At 71.4% G+C, this 24,379-nt stretch carries 21 protein-coding genes; 5 read left to right on the top strand and 16 right to left on the bottom strand.

Annotated elements, in window-relative coordinates; genetic code table 11:
- Positions 1 to 35: 35 nt before the first annotated feature.
- The 3 genes from IF22_RS0127555 to IF22_RS0127545 form a co-directional block, all read right to left on the bottom strand.
- On the bottom strand, positions 36 to 977 hold the full coding sequence (locus IF22_RS0127555) for an acyl-ACP desaturase (protein WP_030336979.1): 942 nt from the start codon (positions 975 to 977) through the stop codon (positions 36 to 38).
- 71 nt (positions 978 to 1,048) lie between these two features.
- On the bottom strand, positions 1,049 to 2,377 hold the full coding sequence (gene hisS / locus IF22_RS0127550; protein ID WP_030336977.1) for a histidine--tRNA ligase: 1,329 nt from the start codon (positions 2,375 to 2,377) through the stop codon (positions 1,049 to 1,051).
- A 72-nt stretch (positions 2,378 to 2,449) separates the two neighbouring features.
- Complete coding sequence (locus tag IF22_RS0127545; RefSeq protein ID WP_030336975.1) at positions 2,450 to 3,160, bottom strand: MBL fold metallo-hydrolase; 711 nt, start codon at positions 3,158 to 3,160, stop codon at positions 2,450 to 2,452.
- 270 nt (positions 3,161 to 3,430) lie between these two features.
- On the opposite strand from IF22_RS0127545, the gene IF22_RS0127540 reads away from it, so the two are divergent.
- A complete protein-coding gene (locus tag IF22_RS0127540) occupies positions 3,431 to 4,315 on the top strand; it encodes a peptidylprolyl isomerase (RefSeq protein WP_030336973.1) in 885 nt (294 codons plus the stop codon).
- A 59-nt stretch (positions 4,316 to 4,374) separates the two neighbouring features.
- Positions 4,375 to 5,214 carry a peptidylprolyl isomerase gene (locus tag IF22_RS0127535; RefSeq protein ID WP_030336971.1) on the top strand — a complete coding sequence of 280 codons (840 nt, stop codon included), beginning with the start codon at positions 4,375 to 4,377 and terminating at the stop codon, positions 5,212 to 5,214.
- Positions 5,215 to 5,281: 67 nt separating this feature from the next.
- Here IF22_RS0127535 and IF22_RS0127530 read toward each other — a convergent pair whose 3' ends face one another.
- From IF22_RS0127530 to ruvC, 8 genes are all read right to left on the bottom strand, one after another.
- Positions 5,282 to 7,804 carry a RelA/SpoT family protein gene (locus IF22_RS0127530; RefSeq protein WP_030336970.1) on the bottom strand — a complete coding sequence of 841 codons (2,523 nt, stop codon included), beginning with the start codon at positions 7,802 to 7,804 and terminating at the stop codon, positions 5,282 to 5,284.
- 197 nt (positions 7,805 to 8,001) lie between these two features.
- Entirely contained in the window at positions 8,002 to 8,568 is a 567-nt protein-coding gene (locus IF22_RS0127525; protein ID WP_030336968.1) for an adenine phosphoribosyltransferase, read from the bottom strand.
- Positions 8,569 to 8,646: 78 nt separating this feature from the next.
- Positions 8,647 to 9,843 (bottom strand): protein translocase subunit SecF, encoded by a 1,197-nt coding sequence (secF, locus tag IF22_RS0127520; RefSeq protein ID WP_030336967.1) that lies wholly within the window; start codon positions 9,841 to 9,843, stop codon positions 8,647 to 8,649.
- Between the two features lies 1 nt (position 9,844).
- Entirely contained in the window at positions 9,845 to 11,764 is a 1,920-nt protein-coding gene (gene secD / locus IF22_RS0127515) for a protein translocase subunit SecD (RefSeq protein WP_030336966.1), read from the bottom strand.
- 278 nt (positions 11,765 to 12,042) lie between these two features.
- Complete coding sequence (yajC, locus tag IF22_RS0127510) at positions 12,043 to 12,399, bottom strand: preprotein translocase subunit YajC (protein WP_081884077.1); 357 nt, start codon at positions 12,397 to 12,399, stop codon at positions 12,043 to 12,045.
- A gap of 122 nt (positions 12,400 to 12,521) precedes the next feature.
- Positions 12,522 to 13,589 (bottom strand): Holliday junction branch migration DNA helicase RuvB, encoded by a 1,068-nt coding sequence (ruvB, locus tag IF22_RS0127505; RefSeq protein WP_030336964.1) that lies wholly within the window; start codon positions 13,587 to 13,589, stop codon positions 12,522 to 12,524.
- 114 nt (positions 13,590 to 13,703) lie between these two features.
- Positions 13,704 to 14,306, bottom strand: a complete 603-nt coding sequence (gene ruvA, locus IF22_RS0127500; protein ID WP_030336961.1) for a Holliday junction branch migration protein RuvA — start codon at positions 14,304 to 14,306, stop codon at positions 13,704 to 13,706.
- Positions 14,303 to 14,830: a crossover junction endodeoxyribonuclease RuvC gene (ruvC, locus tag IF22_RS0127495; protein ID WP_030336959.1), complete on the bottom strand. Its 528-nt coding sequence runs from the start codon at positions 14,828 to 14,830 to the stop codon at positions 14,303 to 14,305. Before ruvC ends, ruvA begins: the two co-directional genes overlap by 4 nt.
- Positions 14,831 to 15,570: 740 nt before the next feature.
- Between ruvC and IF22_RS0127490 the strand changes: the two genes are divergently transcribed.
- Together IF22_RS0127490 and IF22_RS0127485 are read left to right on the top strand one after the other, a co-directional pair.
- Entirely contained in the window at positions 15,571 to 16,353 is a 783-nt protein-coding gene (locus IF22_RS0127490) for a 3-hydroxybutyrate dehydrogenase (protein WP_030336958.1), read from the top strand.
- A 14-nt stretch (positions 16,354 to 16,367) separates the two neighbouring features.
- The gene (locus IF22_RS0127485) at positions 16,368 to 18,287 is read left to right on the top strand and encodes a helix-turn-helix domain-containing protein (RefSeq protein ID WP_030336956.1); all 1,920 of its coding nucleotides are present in this window, start codon (positions 16,368 to 16,370) and stop codon (positions 18,285 to 18,287) included.
- 137 nt (positions 18,288 to 18,424) lie between these two features.
- Here the strand turns inward: IF22_RS0127485 and IF22_RS0127480 are convergent, their stop codons facing one another.
- The 3 genes from IF22_RS0127480 to IF22_RS0127470 form a co-directional block, all read right to left on the bottom strand.
- The gene (locus IF22_RS0127480; RefSeq protein WP_030336954.1) at positions 18,425 to 19,033 is read right to left on the bottom strand and encodes a TetR/AcrR family transcriptional regulator; all 609 of its coding nucleotides are present in this window, start codon (positions 19,031 to 19,033) and stop codon (positions 18,425 to 18,427) included.
- A gap of 11 nt (positions 19,034 to 19,044) precedes the next feature.
- Positions 19,045 to 20,613, bottom strand: coding sequence for an MFS transporter (locus tag IF22_RS0127475; RefSeq protein ID WP_030336952.1), 1,569 nt, complete (start codon positions 20,611 to 20,613; stop codon positions 19,045 to 19,047).
- Between the two features lie 84 nt (positions 20,614 to 20,697).
- Complete coding sequence (locus tag IF22_RS0127470; RefSeq protein WP_245233748.1) at positions 20,698 to 21,369, bottom strand: transcriptional regulator; 672 nt, start codon at positions 21,367 to 21,369, stop codon at positions 20,698 to 20,700.
- A gap of 235 nt (positions 21,370 to 21,604) precedes the next feature.
- Between IF22_RS0127470 and IF22_RS0127465 the strand changes: the two genes are divergently transcribed.
- Positions 21,605 to 22,462, top strand: coding sequence for an SPFH domain-containing protein (locus IF22_RS0127465; protein WP_030336949.1), 858 nt, complete (start codon positions 21,605 to 21,607; stop codon positions 22,460 to 22,462).
- Between the two features lie 62 nt (positions 22,463 to 22,524).
- Here the strand turns inward: IF22_RS0127465 and IF22_RS0127460 are convergent, their stop codons facing one another.
- A complete protein-coding gene (locus IF22_RS0127460; RefSeq protein ID WP_030336947.1) occupies positions 22,525 to 23,901 on the bottom strand; it encodes a permease prefix domain 1-containing protein in 1,377 nt (458 codons plus the stop codon).
- Positions 23,898 to 24,263 (bottom strand): PadR family transcriptional regulator, encoded by a 366-nt coding sequence (locus tag IF22_RS0127455; protein ID WP_030336945.1) that lies wholly within the window; start codon positions 24,261 to 24,263, stop codon positions 23,898 to 23,900. The genes IF22_RS0127460 and IF22_RS0127455 overlap by 4 nt, the downstream gene beginning before the upstream one ends.
- Between the last annotated feature and the right edge of the window lie 116 nt (positions 24,264 to 24,379).

Here is a 24,379-nt window from a genome sequence, read left to right as displayed (position 1 = left end):
GTTCGGGGGTGGGGGGGTTGGGGTTGGGGGTGGGGTTAGCGGAGGGCTTGGCGGGCGGCTCGGGCGTCGCGCTTCTCCTCGAAGCGGCTCGCGGCGCGGTCCAGGTCCGCCAACTGGGTGGCGAGCTGCTCGCGGGCGGCCTCGCCGTCGGCGTTAAGGCCGGTCACGTTGAAGACGTCCCACTGGCGCAGGACCGGCTGCAGCACCTCGTCGCGGTGCTGGCGCAGGTCGTAGATGCCGGCCAGGGCGATCGCCACCGACTTGCGGGCGAAGCCGTCGATGCCACTGCCCGGCATCTGGAAGTCGGCCACCACGTCGGCGACGGCCCGCATGGCCTGACTCGGGGCCAGCTCGAACGCGGCGGCGAGCAGGTTGCGGTAGAAGACCATGTGCAGGTTCTCGTCGGCCGCCACCCGCGCCAGCAGCGCCTCGCAGGCCGGGTCGCCGGTGGCCTTGCCGGTGTTGCGGTGCGAGATGCGGGTGGCCAACTCCTGGAACGAGACGTACGCCAGCGAGTGCAGCACCTCGTCGCCGTGGGCGTTGGTGTAGCCCTCCGACATGTGCGTCATCCGGGCCCGCTCCAACGCCACCGGGTCGACCGCCCGGGTGACGGTCAGGTAGTCGCGGATCGCGACGCCGTGCCGCCCCTCCTCGGCGGTCCACCGGTGCACCCAGGTGCCCCACGCGCCGTCCCGGCCGAACAGGGTGGCGATCTCGTGGTGGTACGAGGGCAGGTTGTCCTCGGTCAGCAGGTTCACGATCAGCGCGGTGCGGGCCACGTCCGGGATGGTGGAGTCGGTCGGCGACCACGCCTCGCCGCCGAGCGGCCCGTCGAAGGTCCGCCCCTCGCTCCACGGCACGTACTCGTGCGGGAACCACTCCTTGGCGAGCGAGAGGTGGCGGTCGAGGTTGCGCGCGACCACCGGCTCCAACTCGACGAGCAGCGCGGTCTGACTCAATGTGGTGCTGACGGTCACGAGAAACTCCCTACGGTGGCGTAACTTACGCTACCGTAGGTCCCCGCGGCCGTCAGCGCCAGTGGAGAGACTCACCCAACCGTCGGCTTGAGGTCCTCCAGAGGGGGCATCCACTCCTGCGCAGCGGCGGTGACCTGCTCACCTGAGCGGATGTCCTTCACCTCGTCCGGCGCTCCGTCGACGCCCGGGAACCAGACGTACGGAATCCCCCGCCGCTCGGCGTAGCGGATCTGCTTGCCGAACTTCGCCGCGCTCGGTGACACCTCGGTCGGCACCCCGCGCCGCCGCAACGCCTCCGCCACCCGGTTGCTGGCTGCCCGCTGCTCCTCGCTGGTCACCGCGACGAGCACGGCGGTCGGCACCTCCCGGGAAACCGACAGCGCCCCCGCGCCGAAGAGCAGCCCGAGCAGCCGGGTCACACCGATCGAGATCCCCACCCCCGGGTACGAGACAGCACCGGCGCTGGCCAGGTTGTCATACCGGCCGCCGGAGCAGATCGAGCCGAAGCGCTCGTAGCCACGCAACTGGGTCTCGTAGACGGTGCCGGTGTAGTAGTCCAGGCCACGGGCGATGCGCAGGTCCGCCACGCAGAGCCCGGGCGAGTGCGCGGCGGCGGTCTCCACCACCCGGATCAGTTCCTCGACGCCCTCGTCGAGCAGCGGGTCACTCACCCCGAGCGCCCGCACGGCGTCGGCGAACGACGCGTCCGGGGCGGAGATCTCGGCCAGCGCCAGGCACGCCTTGGCCTGCGCCTCGCTCGCCCCGGCGGTCTGGGCGAGCAGCTCGGCCACCTTCGCCGGGCCGATCTTGTCGAGCTTGTCGACGGCGCGCAGCGCGGCCTCCGGGTCGGTCAGCCCGACACCCCGGTAGAAACCCTCGCTGATCTTGCGGTTGTTGACCTGGATCGTCACCGGCGGTATCGGCAACGACCGCAGCGCGTCCCCGATGACCAGTGGCATCTCCGCCTCGTGGTGCGGGGCCAGGGTGTCCCGGTCGACGATGTCGATGTCGGCCTGGACGAACTCCCGGTAGCGACCCTCCTGCGGCCGCTCTCCGCGCCACACCTTCTGGATCTGGTAGCGGCGGAACGGGAAGCTCAGCTTTCCGGCGTTCTCCAGCACGTACCGGGCGAACGGCACTGTCAGGTCGAAGTGCAGGCCGAGCTGGTCGTCACCGGCCGGGCCCTCAGCGTCGGCGTGCAACCGCCGGATCACGTAGACCTCCTTCGAGGTCTCGCCCTTGCGCAACAGCTGGTCCAGTGGCTCCACGGCGCGGGTCTCCAGCGGCGCGAAACCGTACAGCTCGAAGGTGGCCCGGATCTTGTCGAGCACGAACTGCTCGATCATCCGCTGACCGGGGGTCCACTCCGGGAAGCCGGAGATGGGCGTGGGCTTGCTCATCGGCGTACTCCTTGCGGTTCCGCGCCGGTGGCGCGGTGGTGTCGTGGGTCCGCGCGTGGCGCGGACGAAGATCTAGAGGCCCCGGGTGGGAGCGGCCGGCGACGTGCCAGCCACCTCGATGAGGTACGGGTTGCTGGCGCGCTCGCGGCCGATGGTGGTGCTGGGGCCATGGCCGGGCAGCACGACGGTGTCGTCGGCCAGCGGGAGGATCTTGTCGCGCAGGCTGCTGAGCATGGCCGGCATGCTCCCGCCCGGCAGGTCGGTGCGGCCGATCGACCCGGCGAAGAGGACGTCACCGGAGAGGCACAGCTCGTCGGCCTCCCAGCCCGACCCGGCGCCCGGCAGCCGGAACAGCACCGACCCGCCGGTATGGCCCGGGGCATGGTCGACGGCGATCTCCAGGCCGGCGAGGGTGAGGGTGGCGCCGTCGGTCAGCTCCGCCACGTCCTCCGGCTCGGTGTAGCTCAATCGGCCACCGAAGAGCGACGTCAGGTCGGCCGAGAGGCCCTTGGCCGGGTCGGCCAGCATCTCCCGGTCGCCCGGGTGCACGTAGGCGGTGATGCCGCGCGCACCGCAGACCGGCGCTACCGAGAAGGTGTGGTCGAGGTGGCCGTGGGTGAGCAGCACGGCGGCCGGATGCAGGCGGTGCTCGGCGAGCAGCGCGTCGAGGCGGCCGAGCACCCCGATGCCGGGGTCGACCACCACGCACTGCTCCCCCGGCGCGGTGGCAACCACGTAGCAGTTGGTGCCGAAGGCGTCCGCGGGAAAGCCGGCCACGAGCACTGGCGCTGTCCTTTCCGTCGAGCAGCTGTCGTCCTGCCCCGCAGCCTATCGGGCGCGCCCAGCCGGTTTGCCGCGTCCGTCCCCGGCACCCCGTAGGGCACAGTGACGATCTCCGATAAGCGCTGCTCGGGACGGGGCGGACCTCGTACACCACATTCCCAGTCGCTAGCCGTACACTCTGGCGGGCGTGTGGCGCGGCACACGTGACGCCCGGACGGGCCGGGGCGACCGGCCGCCGGCGACGACCAGGTAGAGGAAAGGGGAGCACTGGTGGCTTCCAGCAGGGACCGGCAGCGCAAACTGGCACGGGCCAAGCTCGACCGGCAGTTGGCTCGCCGGGCGGCCGCTACGCGGCGCCGACGGCAGATCCAGGCCGGAGTCGGCGCCGCTCTGATCCTCGTGTTGGTAGTGGCCGGCTCGGCCTGGGCGCTCGGGGCGTTCGACTCCGACCCGAAGCAGAACACGGCCGCGGCGGAAACCTGCCTCTGGACGCCACAGGACGCGACGGCCAACACCAACCTCAAGGACGTCGGCACGCCGGCCACCAAGGACCTGCCCACCGACGGCACCCGGCCGATGACCGTGACCACCAACCAGGGCGCGCCGATCACCGCGGAGCTGAACCTCACCAACTCCCCGTGCGCGGCGGCGAGCATCGCCCACCTGGCGAGCCGGTCGTTCTACGACAACACCAAGTGCCACGAGATCACCGCCGAGGGCGCGCTGCGCTGCGGCGACCCCAGCGGCACCGGCCTCGGTGGGCCGACCTACTCGTTCTACGACGAGGAACTGCCGACCGTGCCGTCGGCGTCACCGTCGGCCACCCCCGCCCCCGACCAGCCGCCGACGTACCCGAAGGGCACTGTGGCGATGGTCTCCAACCCGCCGGGCAGCAACGGCAGCCAGTTCCTGATCTTCTTCAAGGATTTCACCACCACCGACCCGAAGTACCCGGTCATCGGCCGGGTGACCGGCGGGCTGGACGTGGTGGAGAAGATCGGTGCCCTCCCGACCGTGGACAATGGGACCGGGGCGAAGGTCAAGCCCAGCACCGATGTGACGATCCAGAGCCTCACGGTCGGTGAGCCGGTCTCCGCTGCGGCACCGGCGCCGTCGGCCTCCGGCACCCCGGCCAGCAGCCCGAGCGCCGGCTGACCGGGCGCCACCACCCACCCAAGCGGCACTCAGCAGCAGACAGCCAGGAGGATCCAGGCGTGACGTCCACCAGAGAGCGGCAGCGCGCGGCGGCCCGCGCCCGGCTCGAGAAGGAGATGGCCGAGCGCGCGGCCAAGGCCCGCAAGCGCCGGCAGACGACGGCGATCGTCAGCGCGGGTGCCGCGCTGGTGCTCGTGGTCGCCGGCACCGTCTGGCTGGCGGTGAGCCTCGGCGGCGACGACGACAAGCCCGACACCACCACCGCGGCGCCCGGCGCGTCCGAGTGCGTGTACAACGCGGTGCCCACCGAGCAGCGGCCACCGCAGATCAAGGACGTGGGGTTGCCGGGCAACCAGCAGTCCGCCACCGGCGTGCAGACCATGACGATCGACACCAACCTCGGCCCGATCACCGCCAAGGTCGACCGGTCGCTGGTGCCGTGCACGGCGGGCAGCTTCACCTACCTCGCGGAGAAGAACTTCTTCGACAACACCAAGTGCCACCGCCTGGTGACCGAGGGCATCAAGGTGTTGCAGTGCGGTGACCCCAGCGCCACCGGCAACGGCTGGCGGGACACCGACGGCCAGGGCGGCCCGAGCTACCGCCTGCCCGAGGAGAACCTGCCCACCGACAAGCGCCCGCCGTACCCGGAGGGTGTCATCGCGATGGCCAACTCCGGCCAGCCGGGCAGCACCGGCAGCCAGTTCTTCATCGTCTACGGCGACTCTCCGCTGGACCCGGCGTACACGGTGCTGGGCACCATCACCGGCGGCCTGGACCTGGTCAAGGACGTGGCCAAGGCCGGCGACGACGGGGCGTTCGCCCAGCAGGCCGGCGGCGGCCACCCGAAGAAGGAGGTCATCATCAAGGACCTCGCGATGAGCAACCCGCAGGGCTGACACCCGCGCAGACGACACAGCGCCCGCCGGCTGAGCCGGCGGGCGCTGTCGTGTTCGGGGTACGGCGTCAGGCGCCCGAGGTGACCCGGTAGGCGTCGAAGACGCCGTCGACCTTGCGGACCGTGGCCAGCAGGTGGCCCAGGTGCTTCGGGTCGGCCATCTCGAAGCTGAACCGGCTCACCGCCACCCGGTCACGGGTGGTGGTGACGGTGGCGGAGAGGATGTTGACCCGCTCGTCGGAGAGCACCCGGGTGACGTCGGCCAGCAGCTTGTGCCGGTCCAACGCCTCGACCTGGATGGCGACCAGGAACGTCGAGGCGGAGGTGAGCTTCCAACTCACCTCGACCACCCGCTCGCTCTGCGCGCGCAGGTCCTCGGCGTTGGCGCAGTCGTCGCGGTGCACGCTCACCCCGCCGGAGCGGGTGACGAAGCCGAACACCGAGTCCGGAGGCACGGGGGTGCAGCACCGGGCCAGCTTGATCCAGACGTCGCTGACGCCCCGGACCACCACGCCCGGGTCACTGCTGCTCTGCCGGCTGCGCGGCGGCCGGGTGGCGACGGCGGTCTCGGCGATGTCCTCCGCCGCACCCTCCTCGCCGCCGTACGCGGCCATCAGCTTCTGCACCACCGACTGCGCGGAGACCTGGCTGTCGCCGACCGCCGCGTACAGCGAGGCCACGTCGGCCAGGTGCAGGTCGCGGGCGATCGACATGAGCGCGTCGGAGGTGAGCATCCGCTGCAACGGCATGCCCTGCTTGCGCATCGCCTTGACGATCGCGTCCTTGCCGGCCTCGATCGCCTCCTCGCGCCGCTCCTTGTTGAAGTACTGCCGGATCTTCGTCCGGGCGCGCGGGCTCTTGACGAAGCCCAGCCAGTCCTGCGTGGGGCCGGCCGTCTCGGACTTCGACGTGAAGATCTCGATCACGTCGCCGTTGGACAGCGTCGACTCCAGCGGCACCAGCTTGCCGTTGACCCGCGCCCCGATGCACTTGTGCCCCACCTCGGTGTGCACCGCGTACGCGAAGTCCACCGGTGTCGAACCGGTCGGCAGCGGGATGACGTCACCCTTGGGGGTGAAGACGTACACCTCCTGGCTGGACAGGTCGAAGCGCAGCGCGTCCAGGAACTCGCTCGGGTCGGCCGCCTCCCGCTGCCAGTCCAGCAGCTGCCGCAGCCAGGTCATCTCGTCGATGTGCGCCGGCGGGCCGACAATCTGGGTGCCCTTGTGCTCCTTGTACTTCCAGTGCGCGGCGATGCCGAACTCGGCGGTGCGGTGCATCGCGTACGTGCGGATCTGCATCTCCACCGGCTTGCCGGTGGGCCCGATGACAGTCGTGTGCAACGACTGGTACATGTTGAACTTGGGCATCGCGATGTAGTCCTTGAACCGGCCCGGCACCGGCTGCCAGTTGGCGTGGATGACCCCCAGCGCCGCGTAGCAGTCGCGAACCGTGTCGACCAGGATGCGCACACCGACCAGGTCGTAGATGTCGTTGAAGTCGCGACCCCGCACGATCATCTTCTGGTAGATCGAGTAGAGGTGCTTCGGCCGACCTGTCGTCTCCGCCTTGATCTTGGCGGCCTTCAGGTCGGTCTGCACCTTCTGCGTCACCTGCCGCAGCAACGCCTCGCGCTGCGGCTGGTGCTCCCCGATCAGCCGGTTGATCTCCTCGTAGCGCTTCGGGAAGAGCGTGCCGAAGGACAGATCCTCCAGCTCCCACTTGATCGTGTTCATACCGAGCCGGTGCGCCAGCGGCGCGAGGATCTCCAGCGTCTCCTTGGCCTTCTGCTCCTGCTTGGGGCGGGGCAGGAAGGTCAGGGTACGCATGTTGTGCAGCCGGTCGGCCAGCTTGATCACCAGCACCCGCGGGTCCTTGGCCATCGCCACGACCATCTTGCGGATCGTCTCGGCCTTGGCCGCGTCGCCCAGCTTGACCTTGTCGAGCTTGGTGACGCCGTCGACCAGCAGGGCGACCTCGCCGCCGAAGTCGGCGCGCATCTGGTCGAGGGTGTACTCGGTGTCCTCGATGGTGTCGTGCAGCAGCGCGGCGACCAGGGTGGTGGTGTCCATCCCCAGGTTGCCGAGGATCGTCGCCACGGCGAGGGGGTGGGTGATGTACGGGTCACCGGACTTGCGGTACTGCCCGGAGTGCCACCGGGCGGCCGTGTCGAAGGCGCGCTGGAGCAGCCGGGCGTCCGCCTTGGGGTGGTTGTCCCGGTGGCTCGCGATGAGCGGCTCCAGCACCTCGCTGACCTGAGAGGTCTGCCAGGGCGCGTTGAACCGGGCCAGCCGGGCCCGGACCCGCCGGCCGGTGGGCGCGTTGGACAGCCCGAAGCCACCGCTGGGCGACGGGTCGATGCCGGCGTCGCTCGGGAACGGCACCACGACACCGTCGGCGCCGGGAGACGCCTCGGCGCTCGGCGGGCCGCTGGTCGGACGCACCGGGCTCTCGCCGGAAGCCCTGCCGGAGCCGTTGCCGGTGCCCGTCACCCGGGCCGGCGCGTCGCCTGTCCGGTCAGTCACCGAGCCGTCAGCGTCGCCTGTCGGGTGCACCGTGCCCTCCGCCGGAGGGACGACATCGTGGGACACCGGCCTCCTCACCGCTCGCCGGAAACACGCCGGCCGAAGATCGGCCGACCTGGTCTCGCCCGCCGGACGGGGTACCGCCGGCGTCAGCAAAGGGCAATGCTACCCGCACGGACGGTCCCCTGCCGCTCCGCCGGACGGTCGGCGCCGGGTCCATCCGACAGGTCCGGGATCAAACGGTCAGCCGGGTACCGACCGGCTCAAACAGTCAACAGGGCGTGGACGGGACGCGGCGCCAGTCGCTCACGTCCACCCAGGAAACCGAGCTCCAGCAGCACGGTGAAGCCGGCGACGGTCCCACCGGCCCGCTCGACCAGGTCCAGCGTCGCCTCGGCGGTGCCACCGGTGGCCAGCACGTCGTCGACCACCAACACCCGGTGCCCGGCGGTGAAGGCGTCCTCGTGCACTTCCAACGTCGCCTCGCCGTACTCCAGCGCGTAGGAGACCGAGTGCGCGGGGCGGGGCAGCTTGCCGGCCTTGCGTACCGGCACCACGCCCACCCCCGTCGCGTACGCGATGGCCGCCGCGACCACGAACCCACGCGCCTCGATGCCGACCACCACGTCGAAGGCTTCCCGCCCGTGGTACGAGACGATCCCGTCGATCACCTCACGGAAGACCTTGCCGTCGGCGAACAGTGGCATCAGGTCCTTGAACAAGACGCCCGGCTTGGGAAAGTCGGGCACGTCCAGCACCCGGCTGGCGACCAGTCGGGCGGCCTCCGGGCCACTGTCCCCGCGCGCTGCGGTGCTGTGGGTCTCCGTCACGGCTGTTTCGCTCTCCTTCGACGACGAACGGCGTCCGGCAACAGCATGCCGGACGCCGTTCGGGTGTTTCCTGTCGGGTCAGCGCCGCTTGGCGCCACCCGGCCGGTTGCCGCCGCCACCCGGGCGACCGCCCCGGGCACCGGTCGGGCGCTTGCCCGCCGGCCGAGCGCCCACCTTGGGGGCGGCACCGGCCAGCGCGGCGGCGTCCTGGTCGACCGGCTCGTCGGACGCGACGGCCTGGGCGGCCGGGCTCGCGGCGCCCTTACCGGGGACCTCGCCGCGGGCGACAGCGCCCCGCCGGCTCAGGACGCGCTTGTTGTGCGCCTGGATCCGCGGGTCGTAGTTCTTCAGCAGCGCCAGCAGCGGGGTGGCCACCAGGATGGAGGTCAGGAACGCCACCGCCATACCGACGAACAGCACCAGACCGAGGTCCTTCAACGTGCCGGCGCCGAGCAGGCCGGCACCGATGAAGAGCAGACCGCCGACCGGCAGCAGAGCGACGACGGAGGTGTTCAACGACCGCATCAGGCTCTGGTTGATAGCCAGGTTGGACGCCTCGCCGTACGTCTGGTTGTTGTTGGCGGTGATGCCCCGGGTGTTCTCCTGGACCTTGTCGAAGACCACCACCACGTCGTAGAGCGCGAAGCCCAGGATGGTGAGGAAACCGATGATCGTCGACGGGGTGACCTCGAAACCGACAAGCGAGTAGATGCCGGCGGTGAGGATCAGGTTCGTGATCAGCGAGGCGACCGCGGCCACGGCCATCCGCCACTCGAAGCGCAGGATCAGGTAGACCATCACCAGCGCGATGAAGATGACCAGACCGAGCACGGCCCGCTCGGTGACCTGGCTGCCCCACGCCTCACTGACCTGGTTGCTGCTGATCTGGTCGGCGTTGATGCCGAGGTCCTCGGCGATCTGGGCCTTGACCGCGGTGGCCTGCTCGGCGGTGAGCTGCGGCGTGCGCAGCTCGTACGAGTCGCCGCCCGGGCCGCCGACCTTCTGCGTGGTCGCCACCGTGACACCGGTGTTCTCGGCGGCCAGGGCCGAGTTGACCTCCCGCTCGGCGTCGTCCAGGGTGCCGACGCTGGCCGGCACCTGGAACGAGTTGCCGCCGGCGAACTCGATGCCCAGGCTGAACCCGCGGATCGAGAAGCTGAGGATCGCGATCAGGATCAGAACCCCGGCGACGCCGAACCAGAGCTTGCGCCGGCCGACGATGTTGAGACCGGCCTCGCCGTTGTAGAGGCGGCTCGCCAGACCGTTTTCAGCCATCTCAGGCCTCCTTGGCGCGCGGGTTGCGGGGCTGAGTCGGCTGGTTGCGGGCCGGAAGCGCCCGGCCCAGACCGCTGACCCGCGGGGACAGGAACGCCCGGGTCCGGGCGAACATCGTCATGATCGGGTGACGGAAGAGGAACACCACCACCAGGTCCAGAACGGTGGCCAGGCCGAGCGCGAACGCGAAGCCCTTGACCGTGCCGACCGAGACCACGTAGAGCACCACCGCCGAGAGCAGGGTGATCGCGTTGGCCGAGATGATCGTGCGACGGGCCCGGATCCAGGCACGCGGCACCGCGCTCCGCGGGCTGCGCCCCTCCCGGATCTCGTCCTTCAATCGTTCGAAGTAGATGACGAACGAGTCCGCCGCCACACCGAGCGAGACGATCATGCCGGCGATGCCGGCGAGGGTGAGCGTGAAGCCGATCTGCCGGCCGAGCACCACCAGCGCGCCGAAGACCAGCAGCGCGGAGAGGATCAGGCTCAGGAAGATGACCGAGCCGAGCAGCCGGTAGTAGAAGAACGCGTAGATGATGACCAGCAGCATGCCGATGCCGGCCGCGAGCAGACCAGCGCGCAGGTGGCTGGCGCCCAGGGTGGCGGTGACGTTCTGCGCCTCCTGCTGCTCGAAGGTCACCGGCAGCGCGCCGTAGCGGAGCTGGCCGGCGAGGGTGCTGGCGTCCTTCTGGGTGAACTGGCCGGTGATCTGCGAGTTGCCGGTGAGCACACCCTGGATCTCCGGGGAGGACACGATCTCGTTGTCCAGCACCACGGCGACCCGGCACTTGCCGTCCTGGCCCAGCGCGGTCGCGTCACAGGCCTGGCCCTCGTTGTTGAACGCCTCACGGGTCAGCGAGGTCCACTTGCCCTGACCGTCGCCGGTGAAGTCCAGGCTGACCACCCAGGCGTTGGTCTGGTCGAGCACCGCATCGGCGTCGGAGACGTCGGTGCCCAGCACCTTGGCCTGGTCGAGCAGGTACTTCGAAGCGCCGTCCTCGCAGGAGACCACCTGCTGCTTCGGGTCGGAGATCGACGCCGGGGGGCGCTGGTCGAGCTGCGCGCAGCCGATCGTCGGCACGTTGAACTGCATCTGCGCCGGCAGCACCGCGACCTCCTGCGGAGACAGCGTGCCGAACGGCTTGAGCTTCTCGGCCAGCGACGGGTCGGCGGTCAGGTCGGCCGGGGCCTGCAGCCCGTTCGCGGCCTGCCACGCGGCGGCGCCGACCTTCTGCTCGACGGCCTTGCGCTGCTCCTCCACGCTGGCCGGCACCGGCTCCGAACTGGCGGTGGGCGCGGCGGCGCTCGGCGAGGCCGAGGCGGACGCGGAAGGAGTCGGCGTGGCACTGGGCGACGCCGGGGCCATCCCGCCCTGACCACCGCTGGGCGACGAGGTCACCTTCGGCGAGGCGCTGCCCGTGGGGGTCGGGGTCGCGGCGCCGGACGGGGTCGCGCTGCCGGTCGGGGCGGCGCTGCCGGACGGGGTCGGCGTGGCGGCGGGCGGCGCCTCGGCCACACCGCTGCCGGAGGCGGCCTTGAGCACCTTGCGGAAGCGCAGCTCGGCGGCTTCGCCCACGTCGTCGAGGTTGCGGTTCTCACCGGGCAGGGAGATGACGATGTTGCGGTTGCCCTCGGTGACCACCTCGGCCTCGGCCACGCCGAACGCGTTGACCCGGCTCTCGATGATCTCGCGGGCCTCCTCGAGGTTCTCCGCCGTCGGGGGCTTGCCGTCGACGCTGTTGGTCGCCTCCAGTGTCACCCGCGTGCCGCCGATGAGGTCCAGGCCGAGCTTGGGCTCGAGCCGGTCCTTCCAACTGCCGCTGGCGCCGGCGAAGAACACCAAAAGATAGAGGACCACGAAGATGAACCCGAGCACGGCGAGCTGCCGCCCGGGGCGCATCTGTCCCTGAGGTGGTGCCACGGCTGTCCTGTCTCCCTGTACGGTCGCGCCGCTGTCGCAGCGGCGGCGGTGTCGGGCCGGGGGTCCCGCCCGACGGGTCTGCCTTGAGTCGACGAGATGTCGACACGAGAACCGGGCCCCCCGGCGCGGAACGCCGACGGCCACCGGAACGTGTCGACGCCCGACGTCGACCCAACTATCCAGTTTTCACGTCTCGCCCGCTGCCCCGTCGGGGCGCGACGACCCGGAAGCCGGGTCGACCGGCCGTACGCCGGACTCGCCGCTCCCGGGGGGAGGGGTCAGTCCTTGGCGGTGTCCGCGTCCTCGGTGACCGGTTCGCTCGGCAGCTCGGCGCGGGTGACCACCCGCGCGATGGCCGGGCGGGCGTAGCGGGTCTGCACGCCCGGGGCGACCTCGATCAGGACGGTGTCGTCCTCGATGCCGGTGACCGTGCCGTAGAGCCCGCCGATGGTCACGACCTCGTCGCCGGGGCCGAGATTGGACTGCATCGCCTCCGCCTCTTTGCGGCGCTTCTGCTGGGGTCGGATCATCATGAAGTACATGACGCCGAAGAGCAGGGCGATCATCAGGATCGGCGTGAAACCGCCGGCCCCGCCACCCGCTGCTGCCAATTGCACGGTTACTGACCTTCCCATTGGCCGCCTGCCCGGCACCGTGGGTGCCGGAGCGGAGGCGGATTCTCACGTCCTGTACAGACCGCGGCGAAGTCTAAACCCTGCACCTGAGAACGCCGAATGCGGCACAGATCACGTTCACATCACGGCTGTTCGGCATCCAGCGAGAACAGATCGGGCACAGGTGGACTATCTACACCAAATGTACCATTCGGTGGTGTGCGCCCCAGATGCCGCCAGGCGGCCTCGGTCGCCACCCGCCCCCTGGGCGTACGCGCCAACAGCCCGGCCCGCACCAGGAACGGCTCGCAGACCTCCTCGACCGTGTCCGGCTGCTCCCCCACCGCCACCGCCAGGGTGGACAACCCGACCGGGCCACCCCGGAACGAGTCGACCAACGCGGTCAGCACCGCCCGGTCCAACCGGTCCAGGCCCAGCGCGTCCACGTCGTACACGATCAGGGCGGCGCGGGCCGTGTCGAGATCGACCACCCCGTCCGCGCGGACCTCGGCGTAGTCGCGGACCCGGCGCAGCAACCGGTTGGCGATCCGCGGCGTACCCCGGGACCGACCGGCGATCTCGGTCGCGCCCTCCGGGGTGATCGGCACCCCCAGGATCCGCGCCGAACGGTGCAGCAGCGTCTCCAGATCCGCCGGCGAGTAGAAGTCGAGGTGCGCGACGAAACCGAACCGGTCCCGCATCGGCCCGGTCAGCAGGCCCGACCGGGTCGTCGCGCCGACCAGGGTGAACGGCTCGACGTCCAGTGGGATCGCCGTCGCCCCCGGACCCTTGCCCACCACCACGTCGACCCGGAAGTCCTCCATCGCGCTGTACAGCAACTCCTCCGCCGGCCGCGCGATCCGGTGGATCTCGTCGATGAAGAGCACGTCGCCCTCGGCGAGGCTGGTCAGGATCGCCGCCAGATCACCCGACCGCTCGATCGCCGGACCGCTGGTCACCCGGATGCCCGCGCCCAACTCGGCGGCGACGATGTTGGCCAGACTCGTCTTACCCAATCCGGGTGGGCCGGAGAGCAGAATGTGGTCCGGCGGCGAACCCCGCCGCATGGCGCCCTGCAACAACAGGTCCAGCTGGTCGCGGACCCGGTCCTGGGCGATGAACTCGGCCAACCGCCTCGGCCGTACCGTGGCCTCCGCGTCCCGGTCGGCGTCGTTGACGTACGCCGAGACGAGCCCCTCGGTCTCGCTCATCGGGCCGTCTTCAATCGCGACTGCGGGGCTCGCAAACCCGGCTCACTCCTCGCGCTCATCGGGCCGTCTTCAATCGCGACTGCGGGGCTCGCAAACCCGGCTCACTCCTCGCGCTCATCGGGTCCGACCCAGCAGCCGGATGGCCTGCTTGAGCAGCACCGGCACCGGCGGGGTCTCACCCTCGATCGACTCCGCCACCGCGGCCACCGCCTGATCGGCCTGGCCGGCCGTCCAACCCAACCCCACCAGGGCCTGCCGGACCTGCTCCGGCCAACTGCCACGGGTCACCCCGGCCGACCCGTCGGCGCCGATCGGCACCGGGCCGATCCGGTCGCGCAGCTCCAGCACCAGGCGTTCCGCGCCCTTCTTGCCGATACCGGGCACCCGGGTCAGGGCGGCGGTGTCGGCGTTGGCGATCGCCTTGCGGACCGCGTCCGGGGTGTGCACCGCCAGCACCGCCTGGGCCAGTCGCGGGCCCACCCCACTGGCGGTCTGCAACAGCTCGAACAGCGACTTGGCGTCGTCGTCGGCGAAGCCGTACAGGGTCAGCGAGTCTTCCCGCACGATCAGGCTGGTGGCGAGCCGGGCGACCTGGCCGACCCGCAGCTCCGCGAGGGTCCCCGGGGCGCAGTGCACGGCGAGCCCGACCCCACCGACCTCGATCACGGCCTGGTCCGGACCCGTCGCGGTCACCGTGCCGCGCACGCTGGCGATCATCGTGCTCCTCCTCGTCGTGCCCGGTCGGCCGCGGCGGCCAGCTTGGAGCGGGTCCCGCCGCGCCACACGTGGCATATGGCCAGGGCCAGCGCATCGGCGGCGTCGGCCGGCTTCGGCGGCTCGGCCAACCGCAACAGCCGGGTCACCATGGCGGTCATCTGCGCCTTGTCGGCCTGACCGGACCCGGTCACGGCCGCCTTCACCTCGCTCGGGGTGTACGTCTGCACCGGCAGCCCGGCCCGCGCCCCGGCCAGCACGGCGATGCCGCTGGCCTGCGCGGTGCCCATCACCGTGCGGACGTTGTGCTGGCTGAACACCCGCTCGACGGCGACGCTCTCCGGTTGGTGCTCGGCCACCAACTCGGTCAGCGACCGGTCCAGGTGCAACAGGCGCAGCGCCAGGTCGTCGGCCGGGTCGGTGTAGACCACGTAGTAGGCGACCAGGGTGCAGGGCCGGCCGGGCACACCCTCGACCACACCCACCCCGCACCGGGTCAGACCCGGGTCGACACCGAGCACGCGCACGCCGCCCCCTCCCCAACCGTCAGCAGTACGTGTGTTCGACACCCTAACCGGCGCCCTTCCCACCAGCCCCACGGGACACGCCCCCCGCGCCCCACACCCCACGCCTCGCACCCCACGCCCGCCCGCACCCCGCACTCACGCCCCGGGCGTCCCACACCCACACCCACACCCACGCCTGCACCCCGCACTCACGCCGCCGCGAGCCCGCACCCCGCACCGCGCGCGCCACGCGCCACGCGCCACGCGCCACGCGCCACGCGCCACGCGCCAAGATCCGAGCAACCTCCCGGATGTCGCTGCCTCAGACGCTCCGGCGGCCGATCGGGCGCGAATCGCAACGTCGACGCCGGCAAGGTCACGCTCGATCCAGGATGTAGTGGCAACGGAACGCCGGGATGCCCACTACATCCTGGATATTGCGCGATCTTGCGCGGCGCGGCGCGGCGGCGGCGCAGCGCAGCGCAGGCGCAGGCGCAGCCTGGCGCGGAGCGGCGCAACCGGCCCGGCGCGGCGCAGCCTGGCGCAGCGCAGCGGCCCGGCGCGGCACGGCCCGGCACGGCACGGCCCGGCGCGGCACGGCCCGGCGCGGCGCGGCACGGCGCAGCCTGGCGCGGTGCGGCGCGACGAGGGCGGTGGGCGCGTGTGGGTCGGGAGGGGCGGGCGAGCCACACAGCTTCGGTGCGGAGTATGTGTCGCCGGCCCATGTGCCGGGGGGCACACAGCTCGTAACTTCTTGCGCCATGACGGCAGAACCCGTGGTGGTCCCCCACGTCGTACAGGTCGACCTCACCGGTCGGACCGCCCTGGTCACCGGGGGCGGCGGCGGCATCGGGCGGGCGTGTGCCCTGCGGCTCGGCGCGGCCGGCGCCACGGTGCTCGTGGTGGACCGCAACCTGGAGGCGGCGAAGGCGGTGGCCGCCGAGGCCGGGGGCCGGGCGGAGGGGGTCGACCTGTCCGACGCCGCGGCGGTGGACTCCCTCGACGCGGACGTGGACATCGTGGTGAACAACGCCGGGCTCCAGCACGTGGCGCCGTTGCAGGACTTCCCCGTCGAGCGCTTCGAGTACATCCAGCGGGTGATGGTGGAGGCGCCGTTCCTGCTGATCCGCCGGGCGCTGCCGCACATGTACGCCCAGGGCTGGGGGCGGGTCATCAACATCTCCTCGGTGCACGGGCTGCGGGCCTCGCCCTACAAGGCCGCGTACGTCTCGGCCAAGCACGCCCTCGAAGGGCTGTCGAAGGTGGTCGCGCTGGAGGGCGCCGCGCACGGGGTCACCGCCAACTGCATCAACCCGGCGTACGTGCGCACCGCACTGGTGGAGAGCCAGATCGCCGATCAGGCGGCCAGTCACGGCATCGACGAGACCGAGGTGGTCGAGAAGATCATGCTGGCCCGGGCCGCGATCAAGCGGTTGATCGAGCCGGAGGAGGTGGCCGAACTGCTGGCGTACCTCTGCTCGCCGCCGGCGGCGTTCATCAGCGGAGCGTCGATCGCCCTCGACGGGGGCTGGACGGCCAACTAGTGGGGCTGAGCACAATGTCGACCATGTCATCGCCGGTGGAGTTCCTGGAGCTGCTCGCCCGAGAGGCCGCGGCCGTCGAGTTCGAGGGACCACTGGTGGCCGCGCGGGCGGCCGGGCTGCCGCCGGAGCGCCTGGCCGAGCTGGAGCAGGCCAGGGCTGTGGCGTTGCGGGTCCGCGCGCTGCTGGAGCGCCGCCGCCGCCGGGAGAGCGAGCTGTCCGGCCTGTACGACACGGTCAGCGACCTGGCCGGGCTGCGCGACCTGGACGACGTGTTGCGGGCGATCGTGCACCGGGCCCGTCACCTGCTCGGCGCGGACGTGGCGTACATGACGCTCAACGACGACGAACGCGGCGACACCTACATGCGGGTGACCGACGGGTCGGTCTCGGCCCGTTTCCAGCGGCTGCGCCTGCCGATGGGTGCCGGCCTCGGTGGCCTGGTGGCCCAGTCGGGCGCCCCGTACGTCACCGCGAACTACGGCGAGGACGCCCGCTTCCACCACACCGGCGAGATCGACGCGGGGGTGGGCGAGGAGGGTCTGGTGGCGATCCTCGGGGTGCCGCTGCGACTCGGCTCCACCTCGATCGGGGTGCTCTACGCGGCCAACCGTTCGGCCCGGCCGTTCGTCCGGGAGGAGGTGACGCTGCTGGTGTCGCTGGCCGCGCACGCCGCGGTGGCGATCGACACCGCCCGGCTGCTGGCCGAGACCCGTTCGGCGTTGGCCGAGTTGTCGGCGGCGAACACCACCATCCGGGCGCACAGCAGCTCGGTGGAGCGGGCGGCGGCGGCCCACGACCGGATGACCGCGTTGGTGCTGCGCGGCGGTGGGGTGGAGGACGTGGCGGCGGCGGTGACCGAGGTGCTGGGCGGCGCGCTGCTGGCGTTGGACGCCGAGGGCCGCCTGCTGGCCCGGGTGGGTGAGATCGAGGAGCCGGACCGCGCGGACATCGTGGAGGCGGTGGCCGCGTCCCGGACCGAGGGGCGCAGCGTCCGCCGGGGCCCGCTCTGGTACGCCGCCGTGGTGGCCGGCGCGGAGAACCTGGGCGCCCTGGTGCTGCGCCCGGACGACGAGTTGGTCGACGCCGACCAGCGCATCCTGGAGCGGGCCGCGTTGGTGACCGCGCTGCTGCTGTTGTTCCGCCGGACGGTCGCGGAGGCGGAGGGGCGGGTGCGGGGCGAGCTGCTGGACGACCTGATCGCCCGCCCGCTGCGCGACACCGACGCGTTGCGCAGCCGGGCCCGTCGGCTCGGCGTGGACCTGGACGCGCCGCACGTGCTGGTGGCGGTGGGTGACGACGCGATCGCCGCGACCGGTTCGGCTCGGCAGCGGGTGCTCTCCTGGGCCACCACGTACGCCTCGGCGCGCGGCGGACTGGCGGCGGCCCGCGACGGCCGGGTGGTGCTGATGTTGCCGGGCTCGGACGCGGGCGGCAGTGCCCGCGCGGTGGCCCGGGACCTGTCCCGGGTGACCGGCCGCCCGGTGACCGCCGGGGCGAGTGGCCCGGCGAACACGCCGGCGGCGCTGGCGGTGACGTTTCAGGAGGCGGACCGGTGCCTGACGGCGTTGGGTGCGTTGGGCCGTGCCGGGCAGGGCGCGAGCACCGTGGAGTTGGGCTTCGTCGGGTTGTTGCTGGGCACTGTCGGTGACCGCGGTGAGAAGGACGTGACGGAGTTCCTCACCGCCACGGTCGGCCCGGTGCTCGACTACGACGCCCGCCGCGGCACGGCGCTGGTGAAGACGCTGGAGGCGTACTTCGGGGTGGGTGGCAGCCTGGCCCGGGCCGCCGAGCAACTGCACGTGCACGTCAACACGGTGACCCAGCGGTTGGAGCGGGTCGGGCAGTTGCTCGGCGTCGACTGGCAGCGCCCCGAGCGGGCGCTGGAGGTGCAGCTCGCGCTGCGTCTGCACCGCCTGCGCGCGCCGGCCGGCTGACCGCACCGCCGCGCCGCCGCGCCGCCCGGACCGCCGGGCCGCCGGGCCGCCGTGCCGACGGCATCGTGCCGTCAACGCCTGGTCAGCGGGCACCCCGCTGACCGCCACCCGGCCGGCGGGCACCGGGGCCGCCGACGTCAGCGGGCCCGGATGCCCTCCAGCACCGCGTCGACGACCCGTTCGGGCAGGGTCTGCTCGTCCAGGTCCGGATTCCACTGCAGCACCCGCTGGATCAGCATCGGGCCGGTGAGCAGCGCCATCGTCACCTCGACGTCGATGTCGGCGCGGAGCGCGCCCTCGTCGATGCCGCGTCGCAGCACCTCGCGCATCAGCTTTCGCCGGGGCGCGATGATGTTCTGGTAGAGCTGGTACTGGTCCGCGCTGCGGTTCACGGCGGGCACCAGACAGGGCATGATCTTCGCCGCGCGTGGGTCGACGTTCTTGCCGATCGCGCCGACCAGCAGCACCAGGTCGTCGCGGACCGAGTGCCCGGCCGGCTGGGCCAGGACGCCCTTGAGTCGCCGCAACGCGTCCAGCAGCAACGCGTCCTTGCCGGCCCAGCGGCGGTAGATGGTGGCCTTGCCGACCCCGGCGCGGGCGGCGATCGCCTCGATCGAGAGCGCCTCGATGGTGCTGCCCTCGGCGAGCAGGTCGAGGGTCGCCTCGATGATCGCCTCGTCGGCGCGGATGCTCCGCGGTCGCCCGGGCGACCGCGGAGCATCAGCAGTGGACGTCATGTCCGCCATTCTTCCCGCACCTAGGCCGTGCCGGCCAATTCGGGCTCGGCGACCGGCGTCACCGGGGCGACACTGGTCTCCTCCTTGCCCGGCATCCAGCGCAGCACCACGATGATCCCGAGCGCGGCGATCACCGCGGAGAGCCCGGCCGCCCAGTGCATGGCGGTGACGAAGGCGTCGTTGGCCGCCGAGATCAGCCCCGGCGCCGCCGGGCCGAGCTGGCCCGCCGCCGCGTACGCCCCGGAGATCGACTCGTTGGCCGCGTCCTGGGCCTGCGTGGGCAGGCCGGTCAGCGCGTCACCGATGTCGCTGCGGTAGACAGCGGAGAGCACCGAGCCGAGGACGGCAACGCCGAGCGCGCCGGCCACCTGGCGGATGGTGTTGCTGACCGCGGAGCCCACCCCGGCCTTCTCCCGGGGCAGCGCCGACATGATCGACTCGGTGGCCGGCGGCATGATGTTGGCCATCCCGGCGCCCTGGATGAGGAAGACGAGCAGCACGATCCAGATCGGGGTGGAGGCGCCGATGAAGACGAAGGCGCCGAGTGACACAGCGGTCAGCACCAACCCGACGGCGGCGACGGCCTTCCCGCCGTAGCGGCGGACCATCGTGGCGCTGCGCGGCGCGAAGACCAGCTGGGCGCCGGCGAAGGGCAGGAAGAGCAGACCGGTCTGCAACGGGCTGTAGTCACGCACGAGCTGCAGGTAGAACGATCCGAAGAACATCGAGCCCATCGCGGCGAAGAACACCAGGCCGACGATGGCGACCGGAGCGGCGAACCGGGGCACCTTGAACAGCCGGACGTCCAGCGACGGGTGGTCGCTGCGCCGCTCGTGCTGCACGAACCAGGCCAGCACCGCGACGCCGACCAGGATCGAGCCCCAGGCCAGCGGGCGGCCGAAGCCGTGCTCGCCGCCGTCGATGATGCCGTAGGAGAGGGCGACCAGGCCGACCACGGAGAGCAGAACGCCGAGCACGTCGATGCGGCCCGGGCGCGGGTCACGCGACTCGGGGACGAGCAGCGCCACCAGCACCACGCCCGCGGCGACCACCGGCACGTTGATCAGGAAGACCGAACCCCACCAGAAGTGCTCCAGCAGCGCGCCGCCGAGGATCGGGCCGATCGCCACGGCGAGGCCGACAGCGCCGGCCCAGACCCCGATGGCCCGACCGCGCTCACGCGGGTCGAAGACGTTGGAGATGATCGACAGTGTCACCGGCATGATGGCCGCGCCGCCGACCCCCATCAGGGCGCGGGCCGCGATGAGCTGTCCGGGGCTCTGGGCGTACGCGGAGAGCAGCGACGCCAGGCCGAACACCAACAGACCGATCATCAGGAAGCGCTTGCGGCCGGCGCGGTCGCCGAGCACGCCGAAGGTGAACAGCAGCCCGGCGAAGACGAGGGTGTAGGAGTTGATGGACCACTCCAGCTCACCCTGGCTGGCGCCGAGGCCGTGCACCGGGTCGGCCAGGGTGCGCAGGGCGACGTTGAGGATCGTGTTGTCGAGGACGACCACGAGGAGGCTGATCACCAGCACCCCCAGGATCGCCCACCGCCTCGGGTGTCCGGTGTTGTTCTGCAGTTCCATTCCTGGCTTTCCCCCCACGCTGGTCACCCGCGACGAAATACGATACGGGTCAGACTCGTAACGCGAGTCAGCCTACGACGCGCATTAACGATACGGGACCGATCCGTATCGTATGTGGTGGGCGTCACGTCCCGGCGCGACAGCCAGGCAGGCGGCGACGGCGTCCGCCAACGTGCCGAGCCGCACGGCCGGCTTGCCGAGCGGCTCGATCCAGCCCGGCCCCGCGCCGTACGCCCGAAGGCGCGGGAAGTCCCGGGCGAAGCGCAGCAGGCGGTACGCGCGGCCGGTGAGCGGCGTCTGCGACCAGAGCACGACGGTGCGGGGTCGGGCCCGGTGCGCCGCACTGGCCAGCGCACCCCAGGGCAGCGCGGGGCCGAGATTCAGACAGCCGCGACCCTGCTCGCGCAGCGCGGCGGCGAGGGCGTGCAGCCCGAGGCAGTGCGCCTCCTGCTCGGCGCCGGCCAGCAACACCCCGCCCGCGGGCAGGGACCGGCCGGGCTCCCGGCGGTACACGTCCATCCCGACCCGGACACCCTCGCTCAGGGCGTGCTCGACGGCGATCTCGGCGGCGGTCCGCCCCGGCATCCGGGCCAGCAGCGGCCCGCAGACCTGCTCCCAGAGCGCCTCGACGCCCCACGCGTGCGCCATCTCCAGCAGCACAGTGGCGACACGGTTACTGTCCAGGTCCTCAGCCGCCAGACAGACGCGCTTGTACGCGACCTCCACGGCATCCGCCGGCATCGAAGCGCTCAGCACCACACGTACCCCCGGGTAGACGTTTCCTACCCGATGGTTCGCTGAAACGGCGCGCGGTGGATGCGCTGTCGTGGGATTCGCCGGCGACGGGCATCCGGCCGGAGGGATATCGGCCGCGTCGCCCCGCGACGGCGGCACGGCGAGGCCGGTCACCAGGCCGGTCCCCCCGGACCACCGGCTTGACCTGCCCTCGTACGTTGATGATCCACACAGCTCAGCGGAAGGTCCTCACCCCATGCCTGTCGGCTTCACCATGGCGATCGTCTTCGCCGTCGCCCTGGCGGTCAGCGCCGTCGTCGCCCTCGTCGCTTCGGCCAAGCCGCTGAAGCGGACGGCCGCCCTCGCGGCGCTCGGCCTTCTCGCCCTCACCCTGGTGGTCGGCATCGCCTCCAGCGCCCACTCGGTGCCCATCCGCTCGGTCGGCATCGTCACCAGCTTCGGCAAGCCCACCGGCGAGGTGACCGGATCGGGCCTGAAGTGGGTGGCGCCCTGGCAGAAGGTCGGCGAGTGGGACGCGGGCCGGCAGAAGTACGACCACATCGGCGGCAACAACTGCGTACGCGTGCGCACCGGCACCCTCGCCGACGCCTGCGTCGAGGTGCTCGTCGAATGGCAGGTCAAGCCGGAGAACGCGCCGAAGCAGTTCATGGACTACAAGGGCGACTTCGGCAGCTTCCGCGGTCAGCGGGTGGGAGTGCAGCTCGACAGCGCGGTGAACGACGCCTTCGCCGCGTACAACCCGCTGGAGAAGATCGACGCCCAGACCGGTGACCTCAACGTCGACCTGAAGCCGTTCGCCGCGAACATCAAGACCAGCGCGGAGACCCGCCTCGCCAGCGACGTGGACATCCTCTCGGTGACCATCACCCGGGTCAACCACGACGACAAGACCGAGGGCAACATCAAGGCGTTCCAGGACAAGCTGGCCCAGACCCGCAACCTGGAGCAGGACCGCAAGAACGCCGAGATCTCCAAGCAGATCACCGAGACCAACGCGAAGGTGGACAAGGTGACCCGCTGCCTGGAGATCGCGGAGAAGAACGGCGCGAACCCGGGGCTGTGCATCAACCCGGGCATCGTCACCGGCAAGTGACAGCGGGCCGGCCCACCCGTGGCGGGAGGGCCGGCCCCGGTTCGCGGCTGGTCGCTCGCCGACTAGGCGAAGCCGAACAGCGGCGGAAACACCAGCACCACGATCCAGGCCCACGCCGCGTACACCGGCAGGTAACCGGTCTGCCACCGTTCGAGCGCCGCGAACGGCGTACGCCGGCGAATGAAGGTCAGCAGGAGCCACGCCGACCACGCGAGGTTGACCAGCAGGATCACGTTCTCGCCGAGCGCTGCCGCCCGGTTGGGCGTGCCGCCGTAGTCGTCGGTGATGCGCCCGGTGATCTCTATCAGCACCAGCACGTCGATGGCCAACGCGCTGACCACGAGCGCGAGTTGGAGTTTGTCGAACGGGCCGGGCGGGGCCGACGGATCGCGGGCCGACAGTGAGTAGAGCAGCAGCCCCAGCACCACGACCAGCAGGAGGTCGAAGAGGAGCAGCGCCTCACGCTCGACGTCGATGCCGTGGCTGGTCCAGACGACAGCGACGAGGAAGGCGAGCAGGGCGGCAGTGAAGAGCGGGGTGAACAACCGGGTGAGCACCGGCGCGATGTTCTCGACGACGCTCTGCTTGGCCTCGACGAGCCACCCGGCCACCACGACGGCGGCCGCGGCGCCACCGGGCAGCAGCCACTGCGAGACGAACTCCTGCGGGACGATGCCGATGGCCGCGAAGGTGTTGAACAGGAACGCGGCGAGCACGCCGCCGCCGAGCGCCATCAGCACCAGGTAGATGAACCACTCGCCGGTGAACCGGATGAAGTCCATGCGCCGACGCGACGAGCGCCAGTCGTCGGCGACGTAGGCCAGGCCGACCACCAGCCACAGGGCGATGGGAAGGTGGACGCTGGTGACGACCACTGACTGCGAGTCGTCCGCCAGGGGGTAGGCGTTGGCCGCCACCGCGCCGAGAGCGAAGAGGACCGCGAGTGCCGCGATCACCGGCCGTCGGGCGCTGCGACGCCAGGCCAGGTACGCCGCCAGCCAGGGCAACGCGAACAGTGTGAAGTTCCGCGCGTAGAACGCGCCGTCCTCGCCGAAGCTCAGCCCGAACAGCACCGGCACCTTGACCGACACCAGCGCGCCCGCCGCGCAGGCGAGCATCACCCACAGGTCCCGCCGGGCGCGGGGGCCGTCGGCCGGGCCGGCGGAGTCGCCGGTCAGCACCAACTGCTTCCACAACCGTTCCGAGTGTTCCCGGGCGAACTCGCGGGAGAGTTCGTCGAGGCTGCCCATCCGTTTCACCGCGACCAGAAACGCCTCGTCGGGGCTCAGGCCGGCGGCGACGAGTTCGTCGACGGAGCCGCGCAGGTGGTCTTCCAACTCGTCGGCGTCCACCGCCTGCAACTCCCGGCGGCGGAGCACGTACTGGCGCCACTGGGCGAACTGCGCTTCCAACTCCTGCGGGCCGTCGGGTGCCGTCATGCCAGGCCCCCCAACGGGGGCACCGTCAGCGGCGCGCGGTCCTGCCAGATCTCCTTGAGCGCGCCCACCACCGTGTCCCACTGCCGGCGCTGCTCGGCCAGCTCGGCCAGGCCGCTGTCGGTGATGCGGTAGTACTTGCGCTTGCGCTCACCGGCGACCGACTGCCAGCTCGACTCCAGATAGGAGAGGCGCTCAAGTCGGTGCAGCAACGGATACAGCAGCCCTTCGGTCCAGTCCAGCTCACCCCCGGACAGCTCGTTGATCCGCCGGAGGATGGCGTAGCCGTAGCTCTCGCCCTCGGCCAGGATGCCGAGCACCATCGGGGTCGCCGAGGCGGCGACCAGGTCCTTGGCGACCTTCATGAAACCTCCCGCCCCAAACCTAGAAGTACGATGCATAGTACTGCTAGGCATAGCGCCTGACGCAACCTCAGCGCCGGCGCGGACCCTCCGGCCAGTCGCACGACTCTCGTCACCGC

This window comes from Micromonospora parva, from assembly GCF_000718515.1.
Lineage (GTDB): Bacteria > Actinomycetota > Actinomycetes > Mycobacteriales > Micromonosporaceae > Micromonospora > Micromonospora parva.
Note: the sequence above shows the minus strand (reverse complement) of the source record. Positions and strands in the feature narration are given on the sequence as shown.